Origin of the sequence: Nocardioides sp. GCM10028917, from assembly GCF_042666175.1 — a bacterium.
Lineage (GTDB): Bacteria > Actinomycetota > Actinomycetes > Propionibacteriales > Nocardioidaceae > Nocardioides.
This window is the reverse complement of sequence record NZ_JBHTFL010000001.1, coordinates 102,558-122,326: the sequence shown is the minus strand read 5'-3', so window position 1 is coordinate 122,326 and position 19,769 is coordinate 102,558. Positions and strand designations below refer to the sequence as shown.

Annotated in this window: 21 protein-coding genes and 2 tRNA genes; 16 read left to right on the top strand and 7 right to left on the bottom strand. The window is 71.1% G+C overall.

Going from position 1 to position 19,769, the window contains the following annotated elements; genetic code table 11:
- Positions 1–26 precede the first annotated feature (26 nt).
- The 3 genes from ACFQW6_RS00595 to ACFQW6_RS00585 all read right to left on the bottom strand — a co-directional run bounded on the left by ACFQW6_RS00595 (position 27) and on the right by ACFQW6_RS00585 (position 2,429).
- Complete coding sequence (locus tag ACFQW6_RS00595; RefSeq protein ID WP_378540248.1) at positions 27–521, bottom strand: MarR family winged helix-turn-helix transcriptional regulator; 495 nt, start codon at positions 519–521, stop codon at positions 27–29.
- A 35-nt stretch (positions 522–556) separates the two neighbouring features.
- Positions 557–1,771 (bottom strand): acetyl-CoA C-acetyltransferase, encoded by a 1,215-nt coding sequence (locus tag ACFQW6_RS00590; protein ID WP_378540247.1) that lies wholly within the window; start codon positions 1,769–1,771, stop codon positions 557–559.
- A 61-nt stretch (positions 1,772–1,832) separates the two neighbouring features.
- Positions 1,833–2,429, bottom strand: a complete 597-nt coding sequence (locus ACFQW6_RS00585) for a TetR/AcrR family transcriptional regulator (RefSeq protein WP_378540246.1) — start codon at positions 2,427–2,429, stop codon at positions 1,833–1,835.
- A 136-nt stretch (positions 2,430–2,565) separates the two neighbouring features.
- On the opposite strand from ACFQW6_RS00585, the gene ACFQW6_RS00580 reads away from it, so the two are divergent.
- Positions 2,566–2,748, top strand: coding sequence for a hypothetical protein (locus tag ACFQW6_RS00580; protein WP_378540245.1), 183 nt, complete (start codon positions 2,566–2,568; stop codon positions 2,746–2,748).
- A gap of 84 nt (positions 2,749–2,832) precedes the next feature.
- Complete coding sequence (locus tag ACFQW6_RS00575) at positions 2,833–3,693, top strand: acyl-CoA thioesterase (protein ID WP_378540244.1); 861 nt, start codon at positions 2,833–2,835, stop codon at positions 3,691–3,693.
- Here ACFQW6_RS00575 and ACFQW6_RS00570 read toward each other — a convergent pair.
- Positions 3,677–4,054: a globin gene (locus tag ACFQW6_RS00570; RefSeq protein ID WP_378540243.1), complete on the bottom strand. Its 378-nt coding sequence runs from the start codon at positions 4,052–4,054 to the stop codon at positions 3,677–3,679. The genes ACFQW6_RS00575 and ACFQW6_RS00570 overlap by 17 nt on opposite strands.
- 43 nt (positions 4,055–4,097) lie before the next feature.
- Positions 4,098–5,153 (bottom strand): mechanosensitive ion channel family protein, encoded by a 1,056-nt coding sequence (locus tag ACFQW6_RS00565; RefSeq protein WP_378540242.1) that lies wholly within the window; start codon positions 5,151–5,153, stop codon positions 4,098–4,100.
- A gap of 31 nt (positions 5,154–5,184) precedes the next feature.
- Between ACFQW6_RS00565 and ACFQW6_RS00560 the strand changes: the two genes are divergently transcribed.
- Both ACFQW6_RS00560 and ACFQW6_RS00555 read left to right on the top strand, forming a co-directional pair.
- Complete coding sequence (locus ACFQW6_RS00560) at positions 5,185–5,574, top strand: hypothetical protein (protein ID WP_378540241.1); 390 nt, start codon at positions 5,185–5,187, stop codon at positions 5,572–5,574.
- Positions 5,561–5,944, top strand: coding sequence for a DUF5130 family protein (locus ACFQW6_RS00555; RefSeq protein WP_378540240.1), 384 nt, complete (start codon positions 5,561–5,563; stop codon positions 5,942–5,944). The genes ACFQW6_RS00560 and ACFQW6_RS00555 overlap by 14 nt, the downstream gene beginning before the upstream one ends.
- Positions 5,945–6,152: 208 nt before the next feature.
- Here the strand turns inward: ACFQW6_RS00555 and pepN are convergent, their stop codons facing one another.
- Entirely contained in the window at positions 6,153–8,705 is a 2,553-nt protein-coding gene (gene pepN / locus ACFQW6_RS00550) for an aminopeptidase N (RefSeq protein ID WP_378540239.1), read from the bottom strand.
- Between the two features lie 79 nt (positions 8,706–8,784).
- On the opposite strand from pepN, the gene ACFQW6_RS00545 reads away from it, so the two are divergent.
- The 10 genes from ACFQW6_RS00545 (at position 8,785) to tig (ending at position 17,327) form a co-directional block, all read left to right on the top strand.
- Positions 8,785–9,384: a DsbA family protein gene (locus ACFQW6_RS00545; RefSeq protein ID WP_378540238.1), complete on the top strand. Its 600-nt coding sequence runs from the start codon at positions 8,785–8,787 to the stop codon at positions 9,382–9,384.
- A gap of 76 nt (positions 9,385–9,460) precedes the next feature.
- Positions 9,461–11,287 carry a methionine--tRNA ligase gene (gene metG / locus ACFQW6_RS00540; protein WP_378540237.1) on the top strand — a complete coding sequence of 609 codons (1,827 nt, stop codon included), beginning with the start codon at positions 9,461–9,463 and terminating at the stop codon, positions 11,285–11,287.
- A gap of 68 nt (positions 11,288–11,355) precedes the next feature.
- Positions 11,356–11,997, top strand: coding sequence for an NADPH-dependent F420 reductase (locus ACFQW6_RS00535; protein WP_378540236.1), 642 nt, complete (start codon positions 11,356–11,358; stop codon positions 11,995–11,997).
- Positions 11,997–12,896, top strand: a complete 900-nt coding sequence (locus ACFQW6_RS00530; protein WP_378541048.1) for an alpha/beta hydrolase — start codon at positions 11,997–11,999, stop codon at positions 12,894–12,896. Before ACFQW6_RS00535 ends, ACFQW6_RS00530 begins: the two co-directional genes overlap by 1 nt.
- A 68-nt stretch (positions 12,897–12,964) precedes the next feature.
- Positions 12,965–13,498: a ribose-5-phosphate isomerase gene (locus tag ACFQW6_RS00525; protein WP_378540235.1), complete on the top strand. Its 534-nt coding sequence runs from the start codon at positions 12,965–12,967 to the stop codon at positions 13,496–13,498.
- Entirely contained in the window at positions 13,491–14,405 is a 915-nt protein-coding gene (locus tag ACFQW6_RS00520) for an Fpg/Nei family DNA glycosylase (RefSeq protein ID WP_378540234.1), read from the top strand. Before ACFQW6_RS00525 ends, ACFQW6_RS00520 begins: the two co-directional genes overlap by 8 nt.
- Positions 14,402–15,457, top strand: a complete 1,056-nt coding sequence (locus ACFQW6_RS00515) for a PP2C family protein-serine/threonine phosphatase (RefSeq protein WP_378540233.1) — start codon at positions 14,402–14,404, stop codon at positions 15,455–15,457. Before ACFQW6_RS00520 ends, ACFQW6_RS00515 begins: the two co-directional genes overlap by 4 nt.
- 75 nt (positions 15,458–15,532) lie before the next feature.
- Positions 15,533–15,606, top strand: a tRNA-Gly gene (locus tag ACFQW6_RS00510).
- 47 nt (positions 15,607–15,653) lie between these two features.
- Positions 15,654–15,726: transfer RNA gene (locus ACFQW6_RS00505), tRNA-Pro, on the top strand.
- A 182-nt stretch (positions 15,727–15,908) separates the two neighbouring features.
- Positions 15,909–17,327, top strand: coding sequence for a trigger factor (gene tig, locus ACFQW6_RS00500; RefSeq protein WP_378540232.1), 1,419 nt, complete (start codon positions 15,909–15,911; stop codon positions 17,325–17,327).
- A gap of 82 nt (positions 17,328–17,409) precedes the next feature.
- Here the strand turns inward: tig and ACFQW6_RS00495 are convergent, their stop codons facing one another.
- The gene (locus tag ACFQW6_RS00495; RefSeq protein WP_378540231.1) at positions 17,410–18,594 is read right to left on the bottom strand and encodes a phosphotransferase; all 1,185 of its coding nucleotides are present in this window, start codon (positions 18,592–18,594) and stop codon (positions 17,410–17,412) included.
- Positions 18,595–18,618: 24 nt separating this feature from the next.
- On the opposite strand from ACFQW6_RS00495, the gene ACFQW6_RS00490 reads away from it, so the two are divergent.
- Positions 18,619–19,044: a MarR family winged helix-turn-helix transcriptional regulator gene (locus ACFQW6_RS00490; protein WP_378540230.1), complete on the top strand. Its 426-nt coding sequence runs from the start codon at positions 18,619–18,621 to the stop codon at positions 19,042–19,044.
- A gap of 119 nt (positions 19,045–19,163) precedes the next feature.
- On the top strand, positions 19,164–19,769 hold the full coding sequence (locus tag ACFQW6_RS00485) for an ATP-dependent Clp protease proteolytic subunit (RefSeq protein ID WP_378541045.1): 606 nt from the start codon (positions 19,164–19,166) through the stop codon (positions 19,767–19,769).

Sequence of the window (19,769 nt, the reverse complement as noted above, 5' to 3'; positions counted from 1 at the left end):
GCGAGCCCCCGTTCAACGGTGATGGGTCAGGAGGTGCGGAGCTCCGACTCCGGGTGCCGATTGACCAGGTGGTCGGACACCCGGTCGAAGACCCGGCCCACCGCGGCGAAGTCCTCGGCCGGCACGAGGTCGAGGATGTTGCGTCGCACGCTCTCAACATGGCACGGCGCGGCGCGCACGAGCAGGTCGTAGCCCTTCTCGGTCATGGTCGCCACGACGCCGCGCCCGTCCTCCGGCGTCGTGCCGCGGGTGACGTAGCCGACCGCCTCCATGCGGGCGACGGTGTGGGTCACCCGGCTGCGCGAGTGCGCCATGGCGTCGGCGAGCTGGGCCATCCGCATCGCCCGGCCGGGTCGCTCGGACAGCCGGACGAGCACCTCGTACTCGGTCAGCGACATGCTGAACTCACGGCGCAGGTCGTCGTCGAGGCGTTCCTCGAGGAGGGTCATCCCCATCATCAGGGCGCGCCAGGAGTGTTGCTGGTCGTCGTCGAGCCATCGCGGCTCCCCCGTCCCGGTCATGGGGCAAGCCTAGTGCGGGCGGGGGCCCGAATGGCTCAGGAGAGCCGCTCGAGGATCATCGCCATGCCCTGCCCGCCGCCGACGCACATGGTGATCAGACCGGTGGACTTGTCGTGCCAGTCGAGGCTGTTGAGCATGGTGTTCTGCAGGCGGGCCCCGGTCATGCCGAAGGGGTGGCCCACGGCGATGGCGCCGCCGTTGACGTTGAGCCGGTCGAGGTCGATGCCGAGGTCCTGGTAGGACGGCACGACCTGGGCGGCGAAGGCCTCGTTGATCTCCACGAGGTCGATGTCGCCGATGCTCATGCCGGCGTACCCCAGCGCGTTCCTCGTGGCCTCGACCGGGCCGAGGCCCATGATCTCGGGGGAGAGCCCGGAGACGCCGGTCGACACGATCCGCGCCAGCGGGGTGAGGCCGAGCTCGGCCGCCTTGGTGTCGGACATGACCACGACCGCCGCCGCGCCGTCGTTCAGCGCGCAGCAGTTGCCGGCCGTGACGACGCCGTCGGGGCGGAACACCGGGTCGAGGCCGGCGATGGCGTCGTACGTCACTCCGGCGCGCGGGCCGTCGTCCGTGCTGACGACGGTGCCGTCCGGCGTCGTGACGGGGGTGATCTCGCGCTCCCAGAAGCCGTCGGCGATCGCCTTCTCGGCGAGGTTCTGGGAGCGGACCGCGAACTCGTCGAGCTCCTTGCGGTCGAGCCCGCGCAGCCGGGCGACGTTCTCCGCGGTCTGGCCCATCGCGACGTAGATGTCGGGCAGCTGGCCGTCCTCGCGCGGGTCGTGCCAGTCCTGGCCACCCTTCGCGAGCTCCGCGGTGCGGGCGCCGGCGTCCGTGAAGAGCGGGTTGCGGGTGTCGGGGAGGTGGTCGGAGGTGCCCTTCGCGAAGCGCGAGACCGTCTCGACGCCGGCGGAGACGAAGATGTCGCCCTCGCCGGCCTTGATCGCGTGGAACGCCATCCGCGTCGTCTGCACCGACGACGAGCAGTAGCGGGTGACCGTCGCGCCGGGGACCTCGAGGCCGAGGAGGGTCGTCACCACACGCGCCATGTTGTTGCCCGACTCGCCGCCCGGCAGCCCGCAGCCGAGCAGCAGGTCCTCGATCGCGGTGGGGTCGAGGTCGGGGACCTTGTCCAGCGCGGCCTGCACGGCGAGGACAGTGAGGTCGTCGGGACGGAAGTCCTTGAGCGAGCCCTTGTTGGCGCGGCCGATGGGGGTGCGCGCTGCGGAAACGATCACTGCCTCGGGCATGGAGAACTCCGGTTACTCGGCGGTTGCACGGTCTCTGCGCACCCTAGTGCGGCACCCTGGCTCAGGTCTCCGCAGGGTTGGGTCCGAGCCCGGACAGCAGCTGCTCGACGCTCGCGCTGACGAAGGCACGACGACGCCGCTGGGGGACCAGCAGCGACGCGAGCAGGACGCCGTCCAGCGCGGCGACGAGAGTCTCGGCCGAGGCACCCCCCTCCTCGTCGGTCGCCTCCATCAGGCCACGCACGGTGCGGACGAGGTCGTCACGCCACTGAGTGAAGCGCTCGGCGAGGGCCGCGTCGCGGGTGGCGGCGACCGTCAGCTCGAGCCGGGCGGCCAGCAGGTCGGGCTCGCCCAGCCACCGCGAGAAGAGCCGGGAGACCTCCGCGACGGCACGCTCGTGGTCGCCGGGGCACGACGCGAGCCGCGCACCCAGTGCGGCCACGTCGGCTGCCAGCCGGTCCGCGACGACGTCCCCCAGGGCGCGGAGCAGGGCGTCGCGGGTGCGGAAGTAGGCAGACGAGCTCCCTTCGGGCAGCCCCGCCTCGCGGTCGACCGCGCGATGGGTGAGCCCGCGGTTGCCCTGCTGCGCCAGCACCGTCGTCGCCGCCGCCAGGATCTGCCGGCGACGCGGCGACAGCTCCTCGCGCGATGGGCTCACGGTCTCCTCCTCGGGCGCCGACCGGGGCCCGGTTCGACGGTGACGCAGGACACTACCGGCCCGACTTGCGATCGTGAGGGTGCGGCGTATTCTTCTACATACGTAGAAGTTCTACACCTGTAGAAGGGAACCAGTCATGCAGCTCATCGACCCCACCGTCATCATCGCCCTCATGGTCGTCGTCGGCATCGCCGCCGTGGCCGCCCTCGCCCTGGCTGCGGTCGCCGTGCCCGCCACGCTCCGCGAGACGCGCAGCGACCGCGTGGCCCGACGCGAGTCCATCCCCACCTACTACGGCCGCCTGCACTTCGCGGCCTGACCGCCGGGAGCGACGGGACGCCTCTCCCCGGCCACCGACTGACACCGCCGCCCCCCGAAGGACTGCGTCTGCGACGATCGGGGCGTGCGGCACCTCTATCGCTGTCCCCTCCGATGGGCCGACCTCGACCTGCTCGGACACGTCAACAACGTCACCTACGTCGACTACCTCCAGGAGGCGCGGGTGGACATGTTCCGCACCCACGCCCCGGACAGTCGTGCGGAGGACCTGGCCGAAGGCGTCGTGGTGGTCCGGCACGAGGTGACGTACGTGTCCTCGCTGACCTTCGGCTTCGAGCCGGTCTCGATCGAGTGCTGGGTCACCGAGATCCGCGCCGCGAGCTTCACGATGGCCTACGAGGTCTTCGAGGAGGACGAGGCGGGGGAGCGCACCGTGTTCCTCCGGGCGCGCACGGTGCTCACCCCGTACGTCTTCGCCACGGAGCGGCCGCGCCGGCTGCACGCCGATGAGCGTGAGTCGCTCGGCCGCCTGCTCGAGCCGGACGAGCCGGTGCGGCCACCGGCCGCCCCCCAGGTCGTCGACGTGCCGGGCGGGCACTACCTGGTCCACGTCCGCTTCAGCGACGTCGACGTCTACGGGCACGTCAACAACGTGAAGTACTTCGAGTACTTCCAGGAGGCGCGCATCCAGCTCATGGTCGCGAGCGGCCGCGAGCTCGGTCAGGGCTACCACCTCGTCGTCGCACAGACCGACGTCGACTACCGGCGTCCGATCCTCTTCCGCGCCGAGGCCTACGACTGCTCGACCTGGGTCTCGCACATCGGCAGCACGTCGGTCGTGTTCGAGTCCGTCGTCCGCGACGGTGACGACGTGCTGGCCCGCGCGAAGGTGGTCGGTGTGTGCATCGACAGCGCGAGCGGCCGGCCGGCGCCGGTCCCCGAGGAGTTCCGCGACATGGTCGGGGCCGTCACTCCATCGAGTTGACCATGAACTGGGCGGCGTGGGTCACGTAGTCCCAGAACCTGGCGTCCTGCTCCTCGGTGAGGCCGGCCTCGTCGAGCCCGGCCCGGAAGTGCACCAGCCAGCGCTGCGCGGCGTCGGGCGTCACGCGGAACGGGGCGTGGCGCATCCGGAGCCGCGGGTGCCCCCGCGTGTCGCCGTACGTCGTGGGGCCGCCCCAGTACTGCATCAGGAACAGCGTGAACCGCTCCTCGGCGGGTCCGAGGTCCTCCTCGGGGTACAGCGGCCGCAACACCTCGTCCTCGGCCACCCCGGCGTAGAAGCGGTGCACGATCGTGCGGATCGTCTCCTCGCCGCCGATCTCGTCGTAGAAGGTGTCGGTCACGGTCCGATTGTCCCGCGTGGTCCCCACGGACCCCCGGCCGGGGTCACGCCTCCTCGGACGGGTCGGTGGAGGCCGCCGAGGGCGCGCTCTGCTGCCACATCACCCGCTGCGCGACAGCGAGGTTGATGCCCTCGTGCTGGAAGCGCGCCTTGACCCGCTCGCGCATTTCTCGCGCCACGCCCCACTGCTCGAGCGGCGCGGTCTTGAGAGTCACACGCATGACGATGCCGTCGACGCCGAGCGACTCCACGCCCCACACCTCGGGCTCCTCGATGACGAGGCCCTTGAAGTCCTCGTCCTCCCACAGGTCGTGCGCGACCTCCTGCAGCACGCGACGCACGGTGACCAGGTCCTCGGTGTAGCCGACCGTCACGTCCAGCACCGTGCGCGCCCAGTTCTGGCTCATGTTGCCGACGCGGAGGATCTCGCCGTTGCGTACGTACCAGACGGTGCCGTTGACGTCGCGCAGCCGGGTGACGCGGAGGCTCACGGCCTCGACGGTCCCCGAGGCCTCACCGAGGTCGACCACGTCGCCGACGCCGTACTGGTCCTCGAAGATCATGAAGATGCCGGACAGGAAGTCCTTGACCAGCGCCTGCGAGCCGAAGCCGATGGCCACGCCGATGATGCCGGCGCTGGCGATGAGGGGGCCGATGTCGTAGCCGAGCTCGGAGATGAACATGAGCGTGACGACGGTGAGCACCACTCCGGTGACGATGCTCTTGAGCAGCGAGCCCATCGTGGCCGCGCGCTGGGCCCGTCGCGTGTAGCCGGGGTCCTCGCGCAGGTTCAGGGCCGCTCCCATCCGGCCGCCGGAGATGGCGCGGCTGACGCGGTCGGGCAGCATCCCGTGCTCGGCCCTCCGGACGATGCGGTCGATGAGCCGGTGGAGCAGCCACCGGACCACGAGTCCGATCACGATCAGTCCCAGGAGGGCGGACGGCTTGCCGACGACCCAGTCGGCGGCCGTCGCCAGCGTGGAGTCGCCCGTCTGCTCCCACGTGAGGTTGCAGAGGTCCTCTCCGGTGTCACAGGGGTTGGTCTCGCTCCCGGAGACCTCGGTCATGGCCATGATCGGGGTGGTGAGGGGGTGAAGCATGCCCGCCAGTATGGGCGATACCCTGTTGCCCGTGACCACGCACGTCAGCCCCTCCAGCTCGTCCCGCAGCACGCGCGCCCGCCGGACGGGCCGTGCCACGGCCGTGGCCGCAGGCGTCGTCCTCGCCCTGCTCTCCGCGCCGGCCCATGCCGACGTCCCCGTGGGCTGGGGCGATCAGACCGAGCACAACCAGCTCGACTTCCTGCACACCCTCGGGCTGTTCGTCGGGATCCCGTTGCTGCTGTTCGTACTGCTCGCCCTCGCGGTCTACGTGCCCGTGATGATCCGCGGCGAGAAGCTGCTGCCCGACTACTCGGCCGGCGAGCCGCAGTGGATCGGCGGACCCCGGCAGGGTGTCGCCGAGCTGCCGGCGCCCGACGGCGTGGACTCCCGGGCAGGTGGCGCAAGTGGCCGCTGGTGACGCGCTGACCGAGACCGACCGGCTGGCCCTCGACAAGACGATCCGTCTCGCCGAGCAGACCTGCCGCTTCGAGTTCTCCGTCTACGTCGGTCCCGTCGAGGGCGAGGACACCCGTGCCTGGGCCACCCGGCTCCACAACCGTCTCGTGGTGCCGGCCAGGAGCGTGCTGGTGCTCGCCGACCCGCGCCGCCGGGTCATCGAGGTCGTCACCGGCGGCGAGGTGCGCCGCCACCTGAGCGACGCCGAGGTCGAGCTGGCCGTCCTGGAGATGGCCTCGGAGTTCGCCGCCGGCAACATGCTGGTCGGCCTCCAGCGCGGCATCGCCATGCTGGCCGAGCACGCGCGGCCGCAGACGACCCTCCACGCCTGACCACTCAGCGCCCCTCGCCGCGCTCGAGGCCGAGGGTGACGAGCCGCTGCTGACCGGCGACGACCCGCGCCATCGCTGCGTCGTACCTCCCGGCGTGTCGAGCGAACTCGCTGCTCCTCACCCCGTCGCGTGGGCAGCCTCCCGGTGAGATGCGTGGAGGCCTGAGGTCACACCGTGACCTCAGGCCTCCACCTTGCTGAGCGCGAGGTCAGCGTGCGTCGTGCTGCTGGGCGGCGAGCGCCCGGGCGATCTCGGCACGTGCCTCGCCGACGTAGCGCTGCGCCTGCTTGGGCGCCGAGCTGTCCGCGAGCCACTCGTCGAGGCGGCCGAGGGTGGCCTCGGAACCGAGCGGCCTGGGGAAGCCGTACTCGAGGATCGTCGAGGCCTTGTGGAAGCCCAGCGAGTCGACGAGCGTCTCCGACGCGGCCAGGAACTTCTCGAGGTAGGGCTCGAGCACGTCCTCCTGGCCGAAGCGGAAGATCGAGAACGCGATCTCGCGCGACGTCTCGTTGGGCGTCGACGGGTCGAGGAGCGCGTCCCACGCGGCGGCCTTGGCCTCCGCGGTCGGCTGCGCGGCGCGGGCTGCGGCGGCCTGCTCCTTGCCCGAGATGGTCTTGTCGACCTCGAGCTCGGCGTCGATCTCCGCGTCGCCGAAGCGACCCTGCTTGGCGAGCGCCGTGATCAGCGCCCAGCGCATGTCCTGGTCGACGGCCAGTCCCTCGACCTCGAACGACCCGTCGAGCAGTCCGATGAGGTCGCCGAGCGCGGCGTCGCTGTGGGCGGCGCCGGCGTAGGAGCGGGCGAAGGTCAGCTGGTGGTCGCTGCCGGGCTCCGCGGCGAGCAGCAGCTCGCGCAGGCCCGTCTCCCACCTCGCCTTCAGCTCCGGACGGTGCGCGGGGTCGGAGTAGAAGTTGACGGCCAGCGCGGTGGAGGCCGGGATCCGGGTCACCGCCCACGCGTCGGTCTCCTGCCCGATGTTGGCCAGGACCAGGTCGGCCCAGTCGCGGGTGCGCATCTCGCCGTCGCGGGTCATGTCCCACGCGGCACCCCACACGAGGGCGCGCGGGAGGGAGTCCTCGAAGGTGGACAGCGACGCGATGGCGGTCGCCAGCGACCGCTCGTCGAGGCGGATCTTGGCGTAGGCGTGGTCCTCGTCGTTGAGCAGGAGCAGCGCGGGCTGCTTGACCCCGACGAGCTCCGGGACCTCGGTGCTGGCGCCCTCGACGTCGATCTCGACGTAGTCGCGACGCACCAGGCGGCCGTCGACCTCGTCGTAGAGGCCGATGCCGAGGCGGTGCCGGCGCAGCGTCGGCCAGTCCTCGTGGGCCGTCTGGCTCACCGCGAACGCCGAGTAGGCGCCGTCGGCGTCGAGCTCGAAGGACGGGGCGAGCGTGTTGACGCCCGCGGTCTGCAGCCACTCCTGGGCCCAGCCCTGCAGCTCACGGCCCGACGACTTCTCCAGGGTCGCGAGCAGGTCCTTGAACTCCGGGTTGCCGTACTCCCACTCCTTGAAGTAGCTGCGCAGGCCCTCCAGGAAGGGCTCGATGCCGACCCAGGCGACGAGCTGCTTGAGCACCGAGGCGCCCTTGGCGTAGGTGATCATGTCGAAGTTGACCTCGACCGCGTGCAGGTCGACGTTGTCGGCCGCGATCGGGTGCGTCGAGGGCAGCTGGTCGGCTCGGTAGCCGGTCTGCTTCCGGGCGTTGGCGAAGCCGGTCCACGCGTCGTCGAACTCGGTGGCGTTGGCCTCGCACCAGTAGCAGGCCCACTCGGCGAACGACTCGTTGAGCCAGAGGTCGTCCCACCACTTCATGGTGACGAGGTCGCCGAACCACATGTGGGCCATCTCGTGGGTGATGACCGAGGCGCGGAACTCGAAGAAGGAGCGCGGCTGGCGACTGCGGGGGAGGTACTCGTCGCGCAGCGTCACGCAGCCGGCGTTCTCCATCGCCCCGGCGTTGTACTCGGGGACGTAGAGCTGGTCGTACTTCCCGAACGGGTACGGGTAGTCGAACTGCTCCTCGAACCACTCGAAGCTCTGCTTGGTGAGCTTGACCAGCTCCGCCGTGTCCATGTGCTCCTTGAGCGACTGGCGGCAGTAGTGGCCCAGCGGGATGGTGCCGAACTTGCCCTCGTAGGTGTCGAACTCGCCGTGGTACTCGCCGGCCACGATCGCGGTGATGTAGGTCGACATCCGCTTGGTGGCGGGGAAGCGCCAGGTCGACGCGCCGTCGCCTGCCTCGGCGGGCTCGGGGGTCGCGGCGTTGGAGACCACGACCCAGTGCGACGGGGCGGTGACGTTGAACGTGAAGACGGCCTTCAGGTCGGGCTGCTCGAAGGTGGTGAAGACGCGACGGGCGTCGGGCACCTCGAACTGGCTGTAGAGGTAGACCTTGTCGTCGGCGGGGTCGACGAAGCGGTGCAGGCCCTCACCGGTGTTGGAGTAGGCGCAGTCCGCGGTCACGACGAGCGTGTTGGTCTCCTCGAGACCGTCGAGCGCGATGCGGCTGTCGGCGTACGCCGTGGCGGGGTCGAGGGTGCGCCCGTTGAGGGTGATCTCGCGGACGGCGGGGGCGACCAGGTCGGCGAAGGTGACCGAACCGGGCTCGCGGCAGGTGAACTCGAGCGTGGTGGTGGAGACGAAGGTGGTCGCCTCTGGCTGGGTGGCTGACGTCAGGTCCAGGTCGACGGTGTACGCCGTGACGTCCAGGAGGGCGGCGCGGGTGGCGGCCTCGTCCCGGGTGAGGTTGGTTCCAGGCATGCGGGCATCCTGCCACCGGGGTGTGGGGGCGCCCACATCGGTGGGGAATAGGTGGCCGCGGCGAGGAATTGTTGTTGACATGGCTACCGCTGACCTCTGGTTCGACCCGCTCTGCCCGTTCGCCTGGATCACCTCGCGCTGGATCCGCGAGGTCGAGCAGGTCCGTGACATCGACGTGCAGTGGCACGTGATGTCGCTGGCCTACCTCAACAAGGACAAGGACATCCCCGACGACTACCGCGAGATGCTGCAGGGCACGGAGAAGCCGGTTCGCGTCGCGATCAAGATCGCCGAGGACTACGACAACACGATGCTCGGTGACTGGTACACCGCCATCGGCACCCGCCGCCACAACAACGGCGAGGAGCTCTCGAAGGAGACCGTCGCCGCGTCGCTGGCCGACGTCGGCCTCCCGGCCGACCTGATCGAGGCCTGGGACGACGAGTCGCTCGACGAGGCCGTCGCCAAGAGCCACCACGAGGGCATGGACCCCGTCGGCGACGACGTCGGCACCCCGACGATCCACATCAACGGCTCCGCGTTCTTCGGCCCGGTCCTCTCCAAGATCCCGCGTGGCGAGGACGCTGGGGAGCTGTGGGACGGCGCGGTCGCCGTCGCGAAGTTCCCCTACTTCTACGAGCTCAAGCGCTCGCGGACCGGCGACCTCGACTTCAGCTGACCCACGCAGTCGCCCGACCTGATCACGGACGCCACCCGGGGAAACCGGGTGGCGTCCGGTCACTAGGCTGGCGCCCATGACTCGTGTCCTGTCCGCCGTCGCCTGGCCGTACACCAACGGCCCGCGCCACATCGGCCACGTCGCCGGTTTCGGCGTGCCCTCCGACGTCTTCAGCCGGTTCATGCGGATGGCGGGGCACGACGTCCTCATGGTCAGCGGCACCGACGAGCACGGCACCCCGATCCTGGTGCTCGCCGACAACGAGGGCCTGCCCGCCCGCGAGCTGGTCGACAAGTACAACCAGGTGATCGTCGACGACCTCTGCGGTCTCGGCCTGTCGTACGACCTCTTCACCCGCACGACCACCGGCAACCACTACGCGGTGGTGCAGGAGATGTTCGAGACCTGCCGCCGCAACGGCTACATGGTCGAGGAGACGACGAAGACCGCCATCAGCCCCTCGACCGGCCGGACCCTGCCCGACCGCTACATCGAGGGCACCTGCCCCATCTGCGGCTACGCCGAGGCGCGCGGCGACCAGTGCGACAACTGCGGCAACCAGCTCGACCCGACCGACCTCATCGACCCGCGGTCCAAGATCAACGGGGAGACCCCGGAGTTCAAGGACACCCAGCACTGGTTCCTCGACCTGCCCGCGCTCGCCGACGCGCTTGGGGAGTGGCTCGACCAGCGCGAGGCCACCGGCCTGTGGCGGCCCAACGTGATCAAGTTCAGCCAGAACATCCTCAAGGAGATCCGGCCACGGGCGATGACACGCGACATCGACTGGGGCATCCCGGTCCCGGGCTGGGAGGACCAGCCGACCAAGCGGCTCTACGTGTGGTTCGACGCTGTCATCGGCTACCTGTCCGCCTCCATCGAGTGGGCGCGACGCCTGGCCGAGAAGGAGGGGACGAGCCCGGACAAGTGGCGCGAGTGGTGGAACGACGCCGACGCCGAGTCCTACTACTTCATGGGCAAGGACAACATCGTCTTCCACTCGCAGATCTGGCCCGCCGAGCTGCTGGCCTACAACGGCGCGGGCGACAAGGGCGGCGAGCCCGGCCCATTCGGCACGCTCAACCTGCCGACCGAGGTGGTCTCCAGCGAGTTCCTGACCTTCGGCGACTCGCAGTTCTCCACCAGTCGGGGCAACGTCATCTACGTGGGCGACTTCCTCGCGCGCTACGGCCCCGACCCCCTGCGCTATTACATCTGCGCCGCCGGCCCGGAGACCTCCGACGCCGCCTTCACGTGGGCCGACTTCGTCACCCGCAACAACTCCGAGCTCGTCGCCGGCTGGGGCAACCTGGTCAACCGCACCGCCACGATGATCGCCAAGAGCTTCGGCGAGATCCCGGCCGCCGGCCCGCTCGAGGAGGTCGACGAGCGGGTGCTCGCCACCGTTCGCGAGGGCTTCACGACCGTCGGCGAGCTGGTGGAGAAGCACCGGCTCCGAGCCGCGATCGCCGAGGCGATGCGGGTGGTCGGCGAGGTGAACAAGTACGTGACGCTCACCGAGCCCTACAAGATGAAGGATGACTCGCAGCGCGAGCGCCTCGGCACCGTCCTCCACGTGGCCGCGCAGTGCGTGAGCGACTGCAACACGCTGCTGTCGCCGTTCCTGCCGCACGCAGCGAACAAGGTGCACGCCGTGCTCGGCGGGGAGGGCGAGCTCATGCCGATGCCGCGCATCGAGCAGGTCGACGAGCTCGAGCCCGACAACGGCGCCGGCCACACGTCGTACTCCGTCATCACCGGCGAGTACACGTCGACGCCCGCCTGGGAGTCGCGCCCGGTCGTGGTCGGTGCGAAGGTCGACAAGCCGACGCCGGTCTTCACCAAGCTCGACCCGTCGGTGGTCGAGGAGGAGCTGGCCCGTGCGGCCGGTGAGCCGGCGTGACCGCGCCTGGCCGACCCTCGCGCACGGCCCGGGTGGGCCACCCCGTCCCAGACCGTCAGGAGGTCGTCATGCAGGTCGCAGTCCTCGGCACCGGTGCGGTCGGTCGCGCCATCGCGCCACGCCTGGTCGAGCTGGGGCACGACGTACGCCTCGGGACCCGCGACCCGGCCACCACGCGGGCCCGCGACGGCTGGACGGAGCTGCCGGGCGTCCCGCTCGTCACCTTCGCCGAGGCCGCCGCGGGTGCGGACCTCGTCGTGCACGCCGGCAACGGAATGGCTGCGCTCGACCTGCTGGGGCAGGCCGGGGACCTCGCCGGCACCGTGCTGCTCGACGTCTCCAACCCGCTCGACTTCAGCGCCGGGTTCCCGCCCACCCTGGCGGTGAAGGACACCGACTCGCTGGGCGAGCAGCTGCAGCGTGCGTTTCCCGACACCCGCGTGGTCAAGTCGCTGAACACCGTGACCGCCGAGCTGATGGTCCACCCCGACCGGCTGCCCGAGTCGACGACCGTGTTCGTCAGCGGCGAGGACGACGACGCGAAGCGGCTGGTGACCGGCCTGCTCACCGAGCTCGGTCACCGCGACGTGATCGACCTCGGCGGGATCGAGACCGCGCGCGGCGCGGAGATGTGGCTGCCGCTGTGGGTGCGGCTGATGGGCGCCCTCGGGACCGCCGAGTTCAACCTCAAGGTGGTGCGACCGGCGTGATGTACCCGGAGGTCCGCGCGGCGGTCGCCGCCGACACCGGCGACACCGGTCCCGCGCTCGGCGCGCCCGGGTTCGACCTCGCCGCTCACCGCGAGGAGGCCCGGCTCGCCAACCTCCGCCTGCCACGCGAGGACGTCGCGTCCGTGGAGGACGTCGACGCCGACGGGGTCCGGTGCCGGCTCTACGTGCCCGCCGACCCCGTGCCAGGTGTCGTCGTGCACGCGCACGGCGGCGGCTTCGTGCTCAACGACATCGACGTCCACGACGGCATCTCGCGTCGCATGGCCAACCGCGGCCGTCGAGCGGTGCTGAGCGTGGACTACCGGCGACCGCCCGAGCACCCGTTCCCGGCCGCGCCCGACGACCTCGACACGGTCGTCGGCTGGCTGGGCCGCGAGGGCCCGCCCGGGCCGTACGCCGCCCACGGCGACTCGGCCGGCGCCAACCTCGCGCTGGTCGCCGCCCTGCGCAACCCCGACTTCTTCAGCGCGGTCGCGCTGGTCTACCCCTTCCTCGACCCGCGCACCGGCTTCCCGTCGTGGCGGCTGGGGGAGGAGTCGGGCTTCGGCCCGGCCGAGGCGACCTGGTACTGGGAGCAGTACGCCCGCACGGAGGCCGACTACGACCAACCCGACCTCGCGCCGCTGCTCTCCGACCGGCTCCACACCCTGCCCCCGACCTTCGTCGCCACCGCCGAGGCCGACCCGCTGCGCGACGAGGGGGAGGAGCTGGCCCGGCGGATCGCCGAGGCGGGCGTCGAGGTCGTCGGCATCCGCTGCCTGGGCCAGACCCACGGCTTCTGGCGGCACGCGACGTTCACCGCCTCCGAGCCGCTGGTGCGGCAGGTGGCCGGCTGGCTCGACCAGCACCTCGAGCGCGTCGGGTACGGCCCGACGTAGTCGGGGCGGACTGGCGTGCGAAGCCCCGCAGCCGCTTGCGGCAAGGGGGCCTTGAGAGGATGTTGGCCATGCGCGTACACCTGGGCTCCGACCACGCCGGCCTCGACCTGAAGGACCACCTCCTGATGTGGCTGGTGGACCACGGCTACGAGGCCGTCGACCACGGACCGTTCGTCTACGACGCCCTCGACGACTACCCCTGCTTCTGCCTCCGGGCGGCCGAGGGAGTGGCCGCCGACCGCTCCGAGGGCCTCGACAGCCTCGGCGTCGTGATCGGCGGCTCCGGCAACGGCGAGCAGATCGCGGCCAACAAGGTCGAGGGAATCCGGTGCGCGCTCGCGTGGTCGGAGGAGACCGCGGCGCTGGCCCGCGAGCACAACGACGCCAACGTCGTCTCGGTCGGCGGGCGGATGCACCCGGTGGACGACATGACCCGCTTCGTCGAGATCTTCCTCTCCACGGACTTCTCCGGCGACGAGCGCCACGTGCGGCGCATCGGCCAGCTCTCCACCTACGACGAGACGGGTGAGCTGCCGCCGCTGCCGGAGTCCGCCCTCCGCGGCCCCGACACCGACGCGTCCCGCGACCGCACGGATGCCTGAGGGACACACCCTTCGCAAGCTGGCCGACGACCTCACCGCGGCCTTCGCGGGCCGCAGGGTCCGGGTGTCGTCGCCGCAGGGCCGCTTCGCTGCCGACGCCGAGCAGCTCGACCGGTCGCTGGTCATCGGCGCCGACTCCGCAGGCAAGCACCTCTTCCTCGAGCTCGAGGACGAGCGCTTCGTGCACGTCCACCTCGGCCTGATCGGCCAGTTCGACGTCCACACGGGGATCGAGGGCGGCGCTGCCGGCGTGCCCGACCCGGTCGGCGCGGTGCGGCTGCGGCTGGTCACGCTCGACGACCCGGCCGACCCGCGCGCGACGGCGTACGCCGACCTGCGTGGCGCCATCATCTGCGACCTGGTCGGCGCCGCGCGACGGGCCGAGGTCCTCGGCCGCCTCGGGCCGGACCCGCTGCGACCCGACGCTGACCCCGATCTCGCCTGGCGGCGCATCTCGGCGAGCCCGCGCGCCATCGGCGACCTCCTGATGGACCAGAAGGTCCTCGCCGGCGTCGGCAACGTCTTCCGCGCGGAGGTGCTCTTCCGGCACCGCATCCACCCGCTGCGGCCCGGCAACACGCTGCGCAGCGGCCAGTGGCGGGCGATGTGGGCGGACCTCGTCGAGCTCATGGCCGAGGGCGTGCGCACCGGCCGGATCGACACCGTGCGCCCCGAGCACACGCCCGAGGCGATGGGTCGAGCGCCGCGCAAGGACGACCACGGCGGCGAGGTGTACGTCTACCGGCGTACGTCGCAGCCGTGCCTGGTGTGCGGCACGACGGTGCGGACGGGAGAGCTCGCAGGACGCAACTCGTTCTGGTGTCCCGAATGTCAGCCGAAGTTCCGGTCGCGGGCCCTACGATCTCCCACCAAGGGGACTGGGAGAGCAGGAGGGGCTCGAGCATGAGTTCTCCATCGCTCAACGCCGTCGCCAGCCGGTTGGTCCCGCGGGGCTCGCGCACGCTCGTCCTGCTGGTCGCCTCGACCGTGCTGATCGGCCTGGCCATCTGGTTCCGCAGCGACGACGTGCCGCTGGTGTCGCTGCTGGTGCCACTCGTGCTCTCCAGCCTCGTCCTCGGGCCCCGGCAGCTGCCGTGGTTCGTGCTGTTCGTGCTCCTCGTCCTCGCGCTGGTCGTGCCCTCGCAGCGCGACATCAGTCTTCGCATCGTGCTCACCGTGGTGATCATCTTCGGCCTGGGGTTCGTCGTCCTGCTGTCCTCGTTCCGCCGCTCGCGCCTCGGCGTGGCCGGCATCCAGGGCGAGATGATGTTCGTCGACCTGCGCGACCGGATCCTGCGCCAGGGCGGCATCCCCGACCTGCCCGCGGAGTGGTACGCCGCCAGCGAGCTGAGGTCGGCCGGGGGCACCCCGTTCGCGGGCGACTTCGTCGTCGCCTCGCGCGTCGAGGGCCGGCTCGAGGTGGCGGTCGTCGACGTCTCGGGCAAGGGGCAGGGGGCCGGCACCCGCGCCCTGCTGCTGTGCGGGGCCCTGGGTGGGCTGCTGAGCGCGCTGCCGCCGAGCGAGTTCCTCGACGGGGCCAACCGGTTCCTGCTGCAGCAGGACTGGGACGAGGGGTTCGCAACCGCGATCCACCTCTCGCTCGACCTCACGACCGGCCACTACGACATCCGCAGCGCCGGCCACCCGCCGGCAGCCCTGCGTCACGCCGGGTCGGGCCGGTGGGAGGTGCTCGAGTCCGAGGGACCCATCCTGGGTCTCGTCGACGGGGCCACCTTCGCCGCCGTCTCCGGGGAGATCCGCCGCGGCGACGCGCTCCTGCTCTACACCGACGGCATGGTCGAGACCCGCAACCGCGACATCGCCCTCGGCATCGACAAGATGCTCGGGCAGGCCGAACGACTGCTCCGGGGCGAGTTCGAGGGCGGCGCGACCCGGCTCGTCGAGGCGCTCGGCTCCCGCAACGACGACCGCGCGCTGCTCCTGGTGCACCGGCGCTGAGCCGGGTTGGGGCGCACGCTCGCGCGTGTGGCACCATGACTCCCGCACCGGCGGTACGACCTCGCCGGGACGCGCGCGGATGTAGCTCAATGGTAGAGCCCCAGTCTTCCAAACTGGCTACGCGGGTTCGATTCCCGTCATCCGCTCCAAGCAGGCTGCGAGAGCCCCCCACAAGGGGCCGTCGGAGCCCGCTTGGCGGGGCGTAGCGTAGTGGCTAGCGCGCCTGCTTTGGGAGCAGGAGATCGCAGGTTCGAGTCCTGTCGCCCCGACCCTCTGGCCCCACCCGTCACGTGGTCCCCGCGCCTCCCACGGGTGGTCCGGGCGTGATTCGGCCTGTGCCCCTGCCCTCGATAGACTGGCGCGGTTTGCGGTCGCCGGGCCCCGTGCCCTGGCAGCGCCGCTCCTTTCCCCGTGTGGTCCACCCACAGACCTTCAGCATCAGGAGACATTTGTGAAGAGCGCCGTCGAGACCTTGAGCCCCACCCGGGCCAAGCTGACCGTCGAGGTGCCCTTCGAGGAGCTCAAGCCGAGCCTCGACGCGGCGTACCAGAAGATCGCGAAGCAGATCAACGTCCCCGGCTTCCGCCGCGGCAAGGTCCCGCCGGCGGTCATCGACCGGCAGGTCGGCCGCGGTCCGGTCCTCGACGAGGCGATCAACGCCGTCGTCCCGCAGCAGTACATGGCTGCGCTGCAGGAGCACGACCTCGAGCCGCTCGCCCAGCCGGAGATCGAGGTGACGAAGTTCGAGGACAACGAGTCCCTCGAGTTCACCGCCGAGGTCGACGTCAAGCCCGACTTCGAGGTGCCCGCCTACGACGGCCTCGAGGCGAGCGTCGACGACGTGGAGATCAGCGACGCCGACGTCGACGAGCAGGTCGAGGCGCTGCGGGAGCGCTTCGGCACGCTGGTCCCCGTCGAGCGCGCCGCTGCCGACGGCGACTTCGTGACCATCGACCTGGTCGCCTCCAAGGACGGCGAGACCGTCGAGGGCGGCGAGGTCACCGGCATGTCCTACAAGGTCGGCCGCGGCGGCATGATCGACGGCCTCGACGAGGCCCTCGTCGGCCTCTCGGCAGGCGAGGACGCGACGTTCGACTCCGAGCTCGCCGGTGGCGACCTGGTGGGCGAGCCCGTCCAGGTGACCGTCACGGTGACGGCCGTGCAGGAGCAGCAGCTCCCGGAGTACGACGACGAGTTCGCCCAGCTCGCCTCCGAGTTCGACACCGTCGAGGAGCTCACCGCCGACGTGCGCGAGCGCCTGGGTCGCGGCAAGCGCCTCGAGCAGGCCGCCGCCGCCCGCGACGCGGTCCTCGAGGCCCTGCTGGAGAAGGTCTCCATCCCGCTCCCCGAGGTGATGGTCACCGACGAGCTCAACGCCCGTCGTGCGAACGTCGAGCAGCAGCTCGCCATGGCCGGCATCACCATGGAGAAGTACCTCGAGGACGAGGGCCAGACCCAGGAGGAGTTCGAGGCCGACCTCGACCGCCGGGTCCGCGACGCCGTCGCCGCCCAGTTCATCCTCGACAAGATCGCCAAGGAGGAGGAGTTCGGCATCGACCAGGCCGAGCTCTCCGAGCACCTCGTGCGGCGCGCCCAGCAGTCCGGCCAGGACCCGCAGGAGTTCGCCAACCACATGTTCGAGCACAACCACATCCCCGAGCTCGTGCAGGAGATCATGCGCGGCAAGGCGCTGGCGACGATCGTCGAGGCGGCGACCGTCAAGGACGCGTCCGGCAACGTCGTCGAGCTGAAGAACCTGCGTCCCGACGGGACCATCGGTGAGCCCGTCGAGGAGAGCACCGTCGAGGGCACCGACGCGAGCGCGGACGAGAGCACCGACGAGCAGCCCGAGGAGTCCGAGCAGGCCTGACCCGCTCCGCTCCACGACCGGCGCCCACCCCTCCCGGGTGGGCGCCGGTCGCATCTCCGATGCGGCGTCCGGTGAGCCCCCCTCAGCCCGGCTCGGTGTCGGCGAGCACGTCGAGGGAGTAACGGGCGATCGCCGCCCGCTGGCGCGACCAGTGGTCGAGGGCGTCGGTGTCCGGCTCGTCGAGCCGCTCGAGCGGCAGGCTCGGCAGGCCGTTGAAGAGCATCAGGCTCACCGCGTGGCCGCGCCTGACCTCGTCCACCGGGACCTCGAGCCCCTCGTCGGCGAGCCCGGCGGCGTACGACGCCACGCACGCGGCCGCGCGCTCGCGCAGGTCGTCGGCGTCCTGCCGCCCGATCTGGATGTCGCCCACCAGCAGCTGGGACAGGTCGAAGCCGACGGGCTGGGACCGCCAGAACCCGAAGTCGATCAGCGTGAAGCCCGGCTGGCCGGCCCGGCGCAGCAGGTTGTTGGGGCAGGCGTCGCCGTGCGAGGCCAGGTGCCGCGAGGTGGCGAACTCGTGGGCCAGGACGTCGAGGTGGCGCGCCGCCGTCAGGAGGCCGTCGCGGAGGCAGCCGAAATGCTCGGCGACGACGGGATGCAGCCAGGTGCCCTCGTCGTGGAGCCCGGGGAGCACGGTGTAGGCCAACCGGCCGGCGACGAAGCTGTCGATGTGCCAGGGCTGCGGGTCGATGTCGGCCAGCGCGGCGACCTCCCGGCTGGCGGAGAGGCGCCCGAGCAGGCGCGCCGCGCGGACGCTGTCGTCGGGTCCCCACGGCACCGGGTCCGCGTCGACGGCCTCCATCCAGATGACGGCGGTGTCGTCGGGGCGCTCCTCGACCCGCAGGCCGCGGGGCATCGAGAACCCCTCAGGAAGCCGCTCGCGCAGGTCGGAGCCGTAGACCAGCGGCTCGGCGCGCCACGGGAGCGAGGCCGCCGCCCACTCGCCGATCTCGGGAGGTACGCCGGCGAAGGCGGGGGAGTGCCGCCAGTTGTGCACCCGCTTGACGAACAGCGTGAACTCCCGGTCCTCCTCCCGGTCCTCGCTGTCCGCGCCGGCGGTGGCGCGGCCCCGGACCCACGTCCGGGCGCCGGTGAGGATCGACGGGACGTCGTAGGCGACGGGCTCGGCCGTGGAGTCGTGCAACCGCACCGTCGGCACGTCCCACAGGTCGGCGACCATCGCCTCGAGCTCGGCGTCGGTGACGTCGTCGGCCCCGAGCACCTCACGCCGGTCGACCCCGGGCGACAGCGTGAAAGTTGCTTTCATGGTCATAGAAGGTAAGTTACTTTCATGACCCGCGTCAAGAGGCTCCCGGCCGCCCGGCCGCACCTTCCGATGCTGATGGGCATGGTGTTCTCCCGGCTGCGGGAACGCCTGGCCGTGGAGGCGCCGGACCTGCGGCCCTCCCAGCTGCGCGTCCTGGAGTGGCTCCCGGCGGACGGGTTGACCATCAGCGAGCTCGCCGAGTGCGCCGAGATGACGACGCAGGGGTGCGGGCAGTTCGTGCGCCAGCTCGAGGCGCTCGGCATGGTGGAGGTGTCGGTGGCCGACCACGACGCCCGCGCCCGCGTCGTACGCACCACCGCCACCGGGCGCGACGCCCTCGCCCGCTCCGCGGCGGTGCTGGCTGCCTGCGACGAGGCGTGGGCCGCGCAGGTGGGCCCGGAGCGGTGGCGGGTGTTCCGCGAGGTGCTGGAGGAGGTCGCGCTCGACTGAGCGTGCCGAGCCCGAATCCGCTGTGGGCGAACAGGGTGGGTCAGCGCGTGGAAGTGTCCGTCCTTCCGGCTAGTGTCGCCAGCGTGAACCAGAACTCCAGCCCAGCCCTCTCGCCCGAGATGAACGGCGCCGGTGGGATGTATGGCCTCGACGACCACATCTACCAGCGCCTCCTCCGTGAGCGCATCGTCTTCCTCGGCTCGGAGGTGCGCGACCAGAACGCCAACGCGATCTGCGCGCAGCTCCTCCTGCTCTCCGCGGAGGACCCGGAGGCCGACATCTTCCTCCACATCAACAGCCCCGGCGGCTCGGTCGACGCCGGCATGGCGATCTACGACACGATGAACTACATCCCCAACGACGTGGCGACCGTCGGCATGGGACTGGCGGCCTCGATGGGCCAGTTCCTGCTCTGCGCCGGCACCAAGGGCAAGCGCTACGCCCTGCCCCACGCCCGCATCATGATGCACCAGCCCTCCTCGGGCATGGGCGGCTCGGCCTCCGACATCAAGATCCAGGCCCAGCAGTCGTTGCACATCAAGAAGGTGCTGCTCGACCTGATCGCCGAGCACACCGGCCAGACCGTCGAGCAGGTCGTCGCCGACGCCGACCGTGACCGGTGGTTCACCTCGGACCAGGCCGTCGAGTACGGACTCGTCGACCAGGTCATCACCAGTGCCCGCGAAGCCGCCGACGAGGGCCGCCCGGCCCGGACCAAGGACTGA

Excerpts from the sequence above, each read along its gene's own strand:
- ACFQW6_RS00595 (WP_378540248.1), bottom strand. The coding sequence starts at position 521 with ATGACCGGGACGGGGGAGCCGCGATGGCTCGACGACGACCAGCAACAC.
- ACFQW6_RS00590 (WP_378540247.1), bottom strand. The coding sequence starts at position 1,771 with ATGCCCGAGGCAGTGATCGTTTCCGCAGCGCGCACCCCCATCGGCCGC.
- ACFQW6_RS00580 (WP_378540245.1), top strand. The coding sequence starts at position 2,566 with ATGCAGCTCATCGACCCCACCGTCATCATCGCCCTCATGGTCGTCGTC.
- ACFQW6_RS00565 (WP_378540242.1), bottom strand. The coding sequence starts at position 5,153 with ATGCTTCACCCCCTCACCACCCCGATCATGGCCATGACCGAGGTCTCC.
- pepN (WP_378540239.1), bottom strand. The coding sequence starts at position 8,705 with ATGCCTGGAACCAACCTCACCCGGGACGAGGCCGCCACCCGCGCCGCC.
- ACFQW6_RS00545 (WP_378540238.1), top strand. The coding sequence starts at position 8,785 with ATGGCTACCGCTGACCTCTGGTTCGACCCGCTCTGCCCGTTCGCCTGG.
- metG (WP_378540237.1), top strand. The coding sequence starts at position 9,461 with ATGACTCGTGTCCTGTCCGCCGTCGCCTGGCCGTACACCAACGGCCCG.
- ACFQW6_RS00535 (WP_378540236.1), top strand. The coding sequence starts at position 11,356 with ATGCAGGTCGCAGTCCTCGGCACCGGTGCGGTCGGTCGCGCCATCGCG.
- ACFQW6_RS00530 (WP_378541048.1), top strand. The coding sequence starts at position 11,997 with ATGTACCCGGAGGTCCGCGCGGCGGTCGCCGCCGACACCGGCGACACC.
- ACFQW6_RS00525 (WP_378540235.1), top strand. The coding sequence starts at position 12,965 with ATGCGCGTACACCTGGGCTCCGACCACGCCGGCCTCGACCTGAAGGAC.
- ACFQW6_RS00520 (WP_378540234.1), top strand. The coding sequence starts at position 13,491 with ATGCCTGAGGGACACACCCTTCGCAAGCTGGCCGACGACCTCACCGCG.
- ACFQW6_RS00515 (WP_378540233.1), top strand. The coding sequence starts at position 14,402 with ATGAGTTCTCCATCGCTCAACGCCGTCGCCAGCCGGTTGGTCCCGCGG.
- ACFQW6_RS00495 (WP_378540231.1), bottom strand. The coding sequence starts at position 18,594 with ATGAAAGCAACTTTCACGCTGTCGCCCGGGGTCGACCGGCGTGAGGTG.
- ACFQW6_RS00490 (WP_378540230.1), top strand. The coding sequence starts at position 18,619 with ATGACCCGCGTCAAGAGGCTCCCGGCCGCCCGGCCGCACCTTCCGATG.
- ACFQW6_RS00485 (WP_378541045.1), top strand. The coding sequence starts at position 19,164 with ATGAACGGCGCCGGTGGGATGTATGGCCTCGACGACCACATCTACCAG.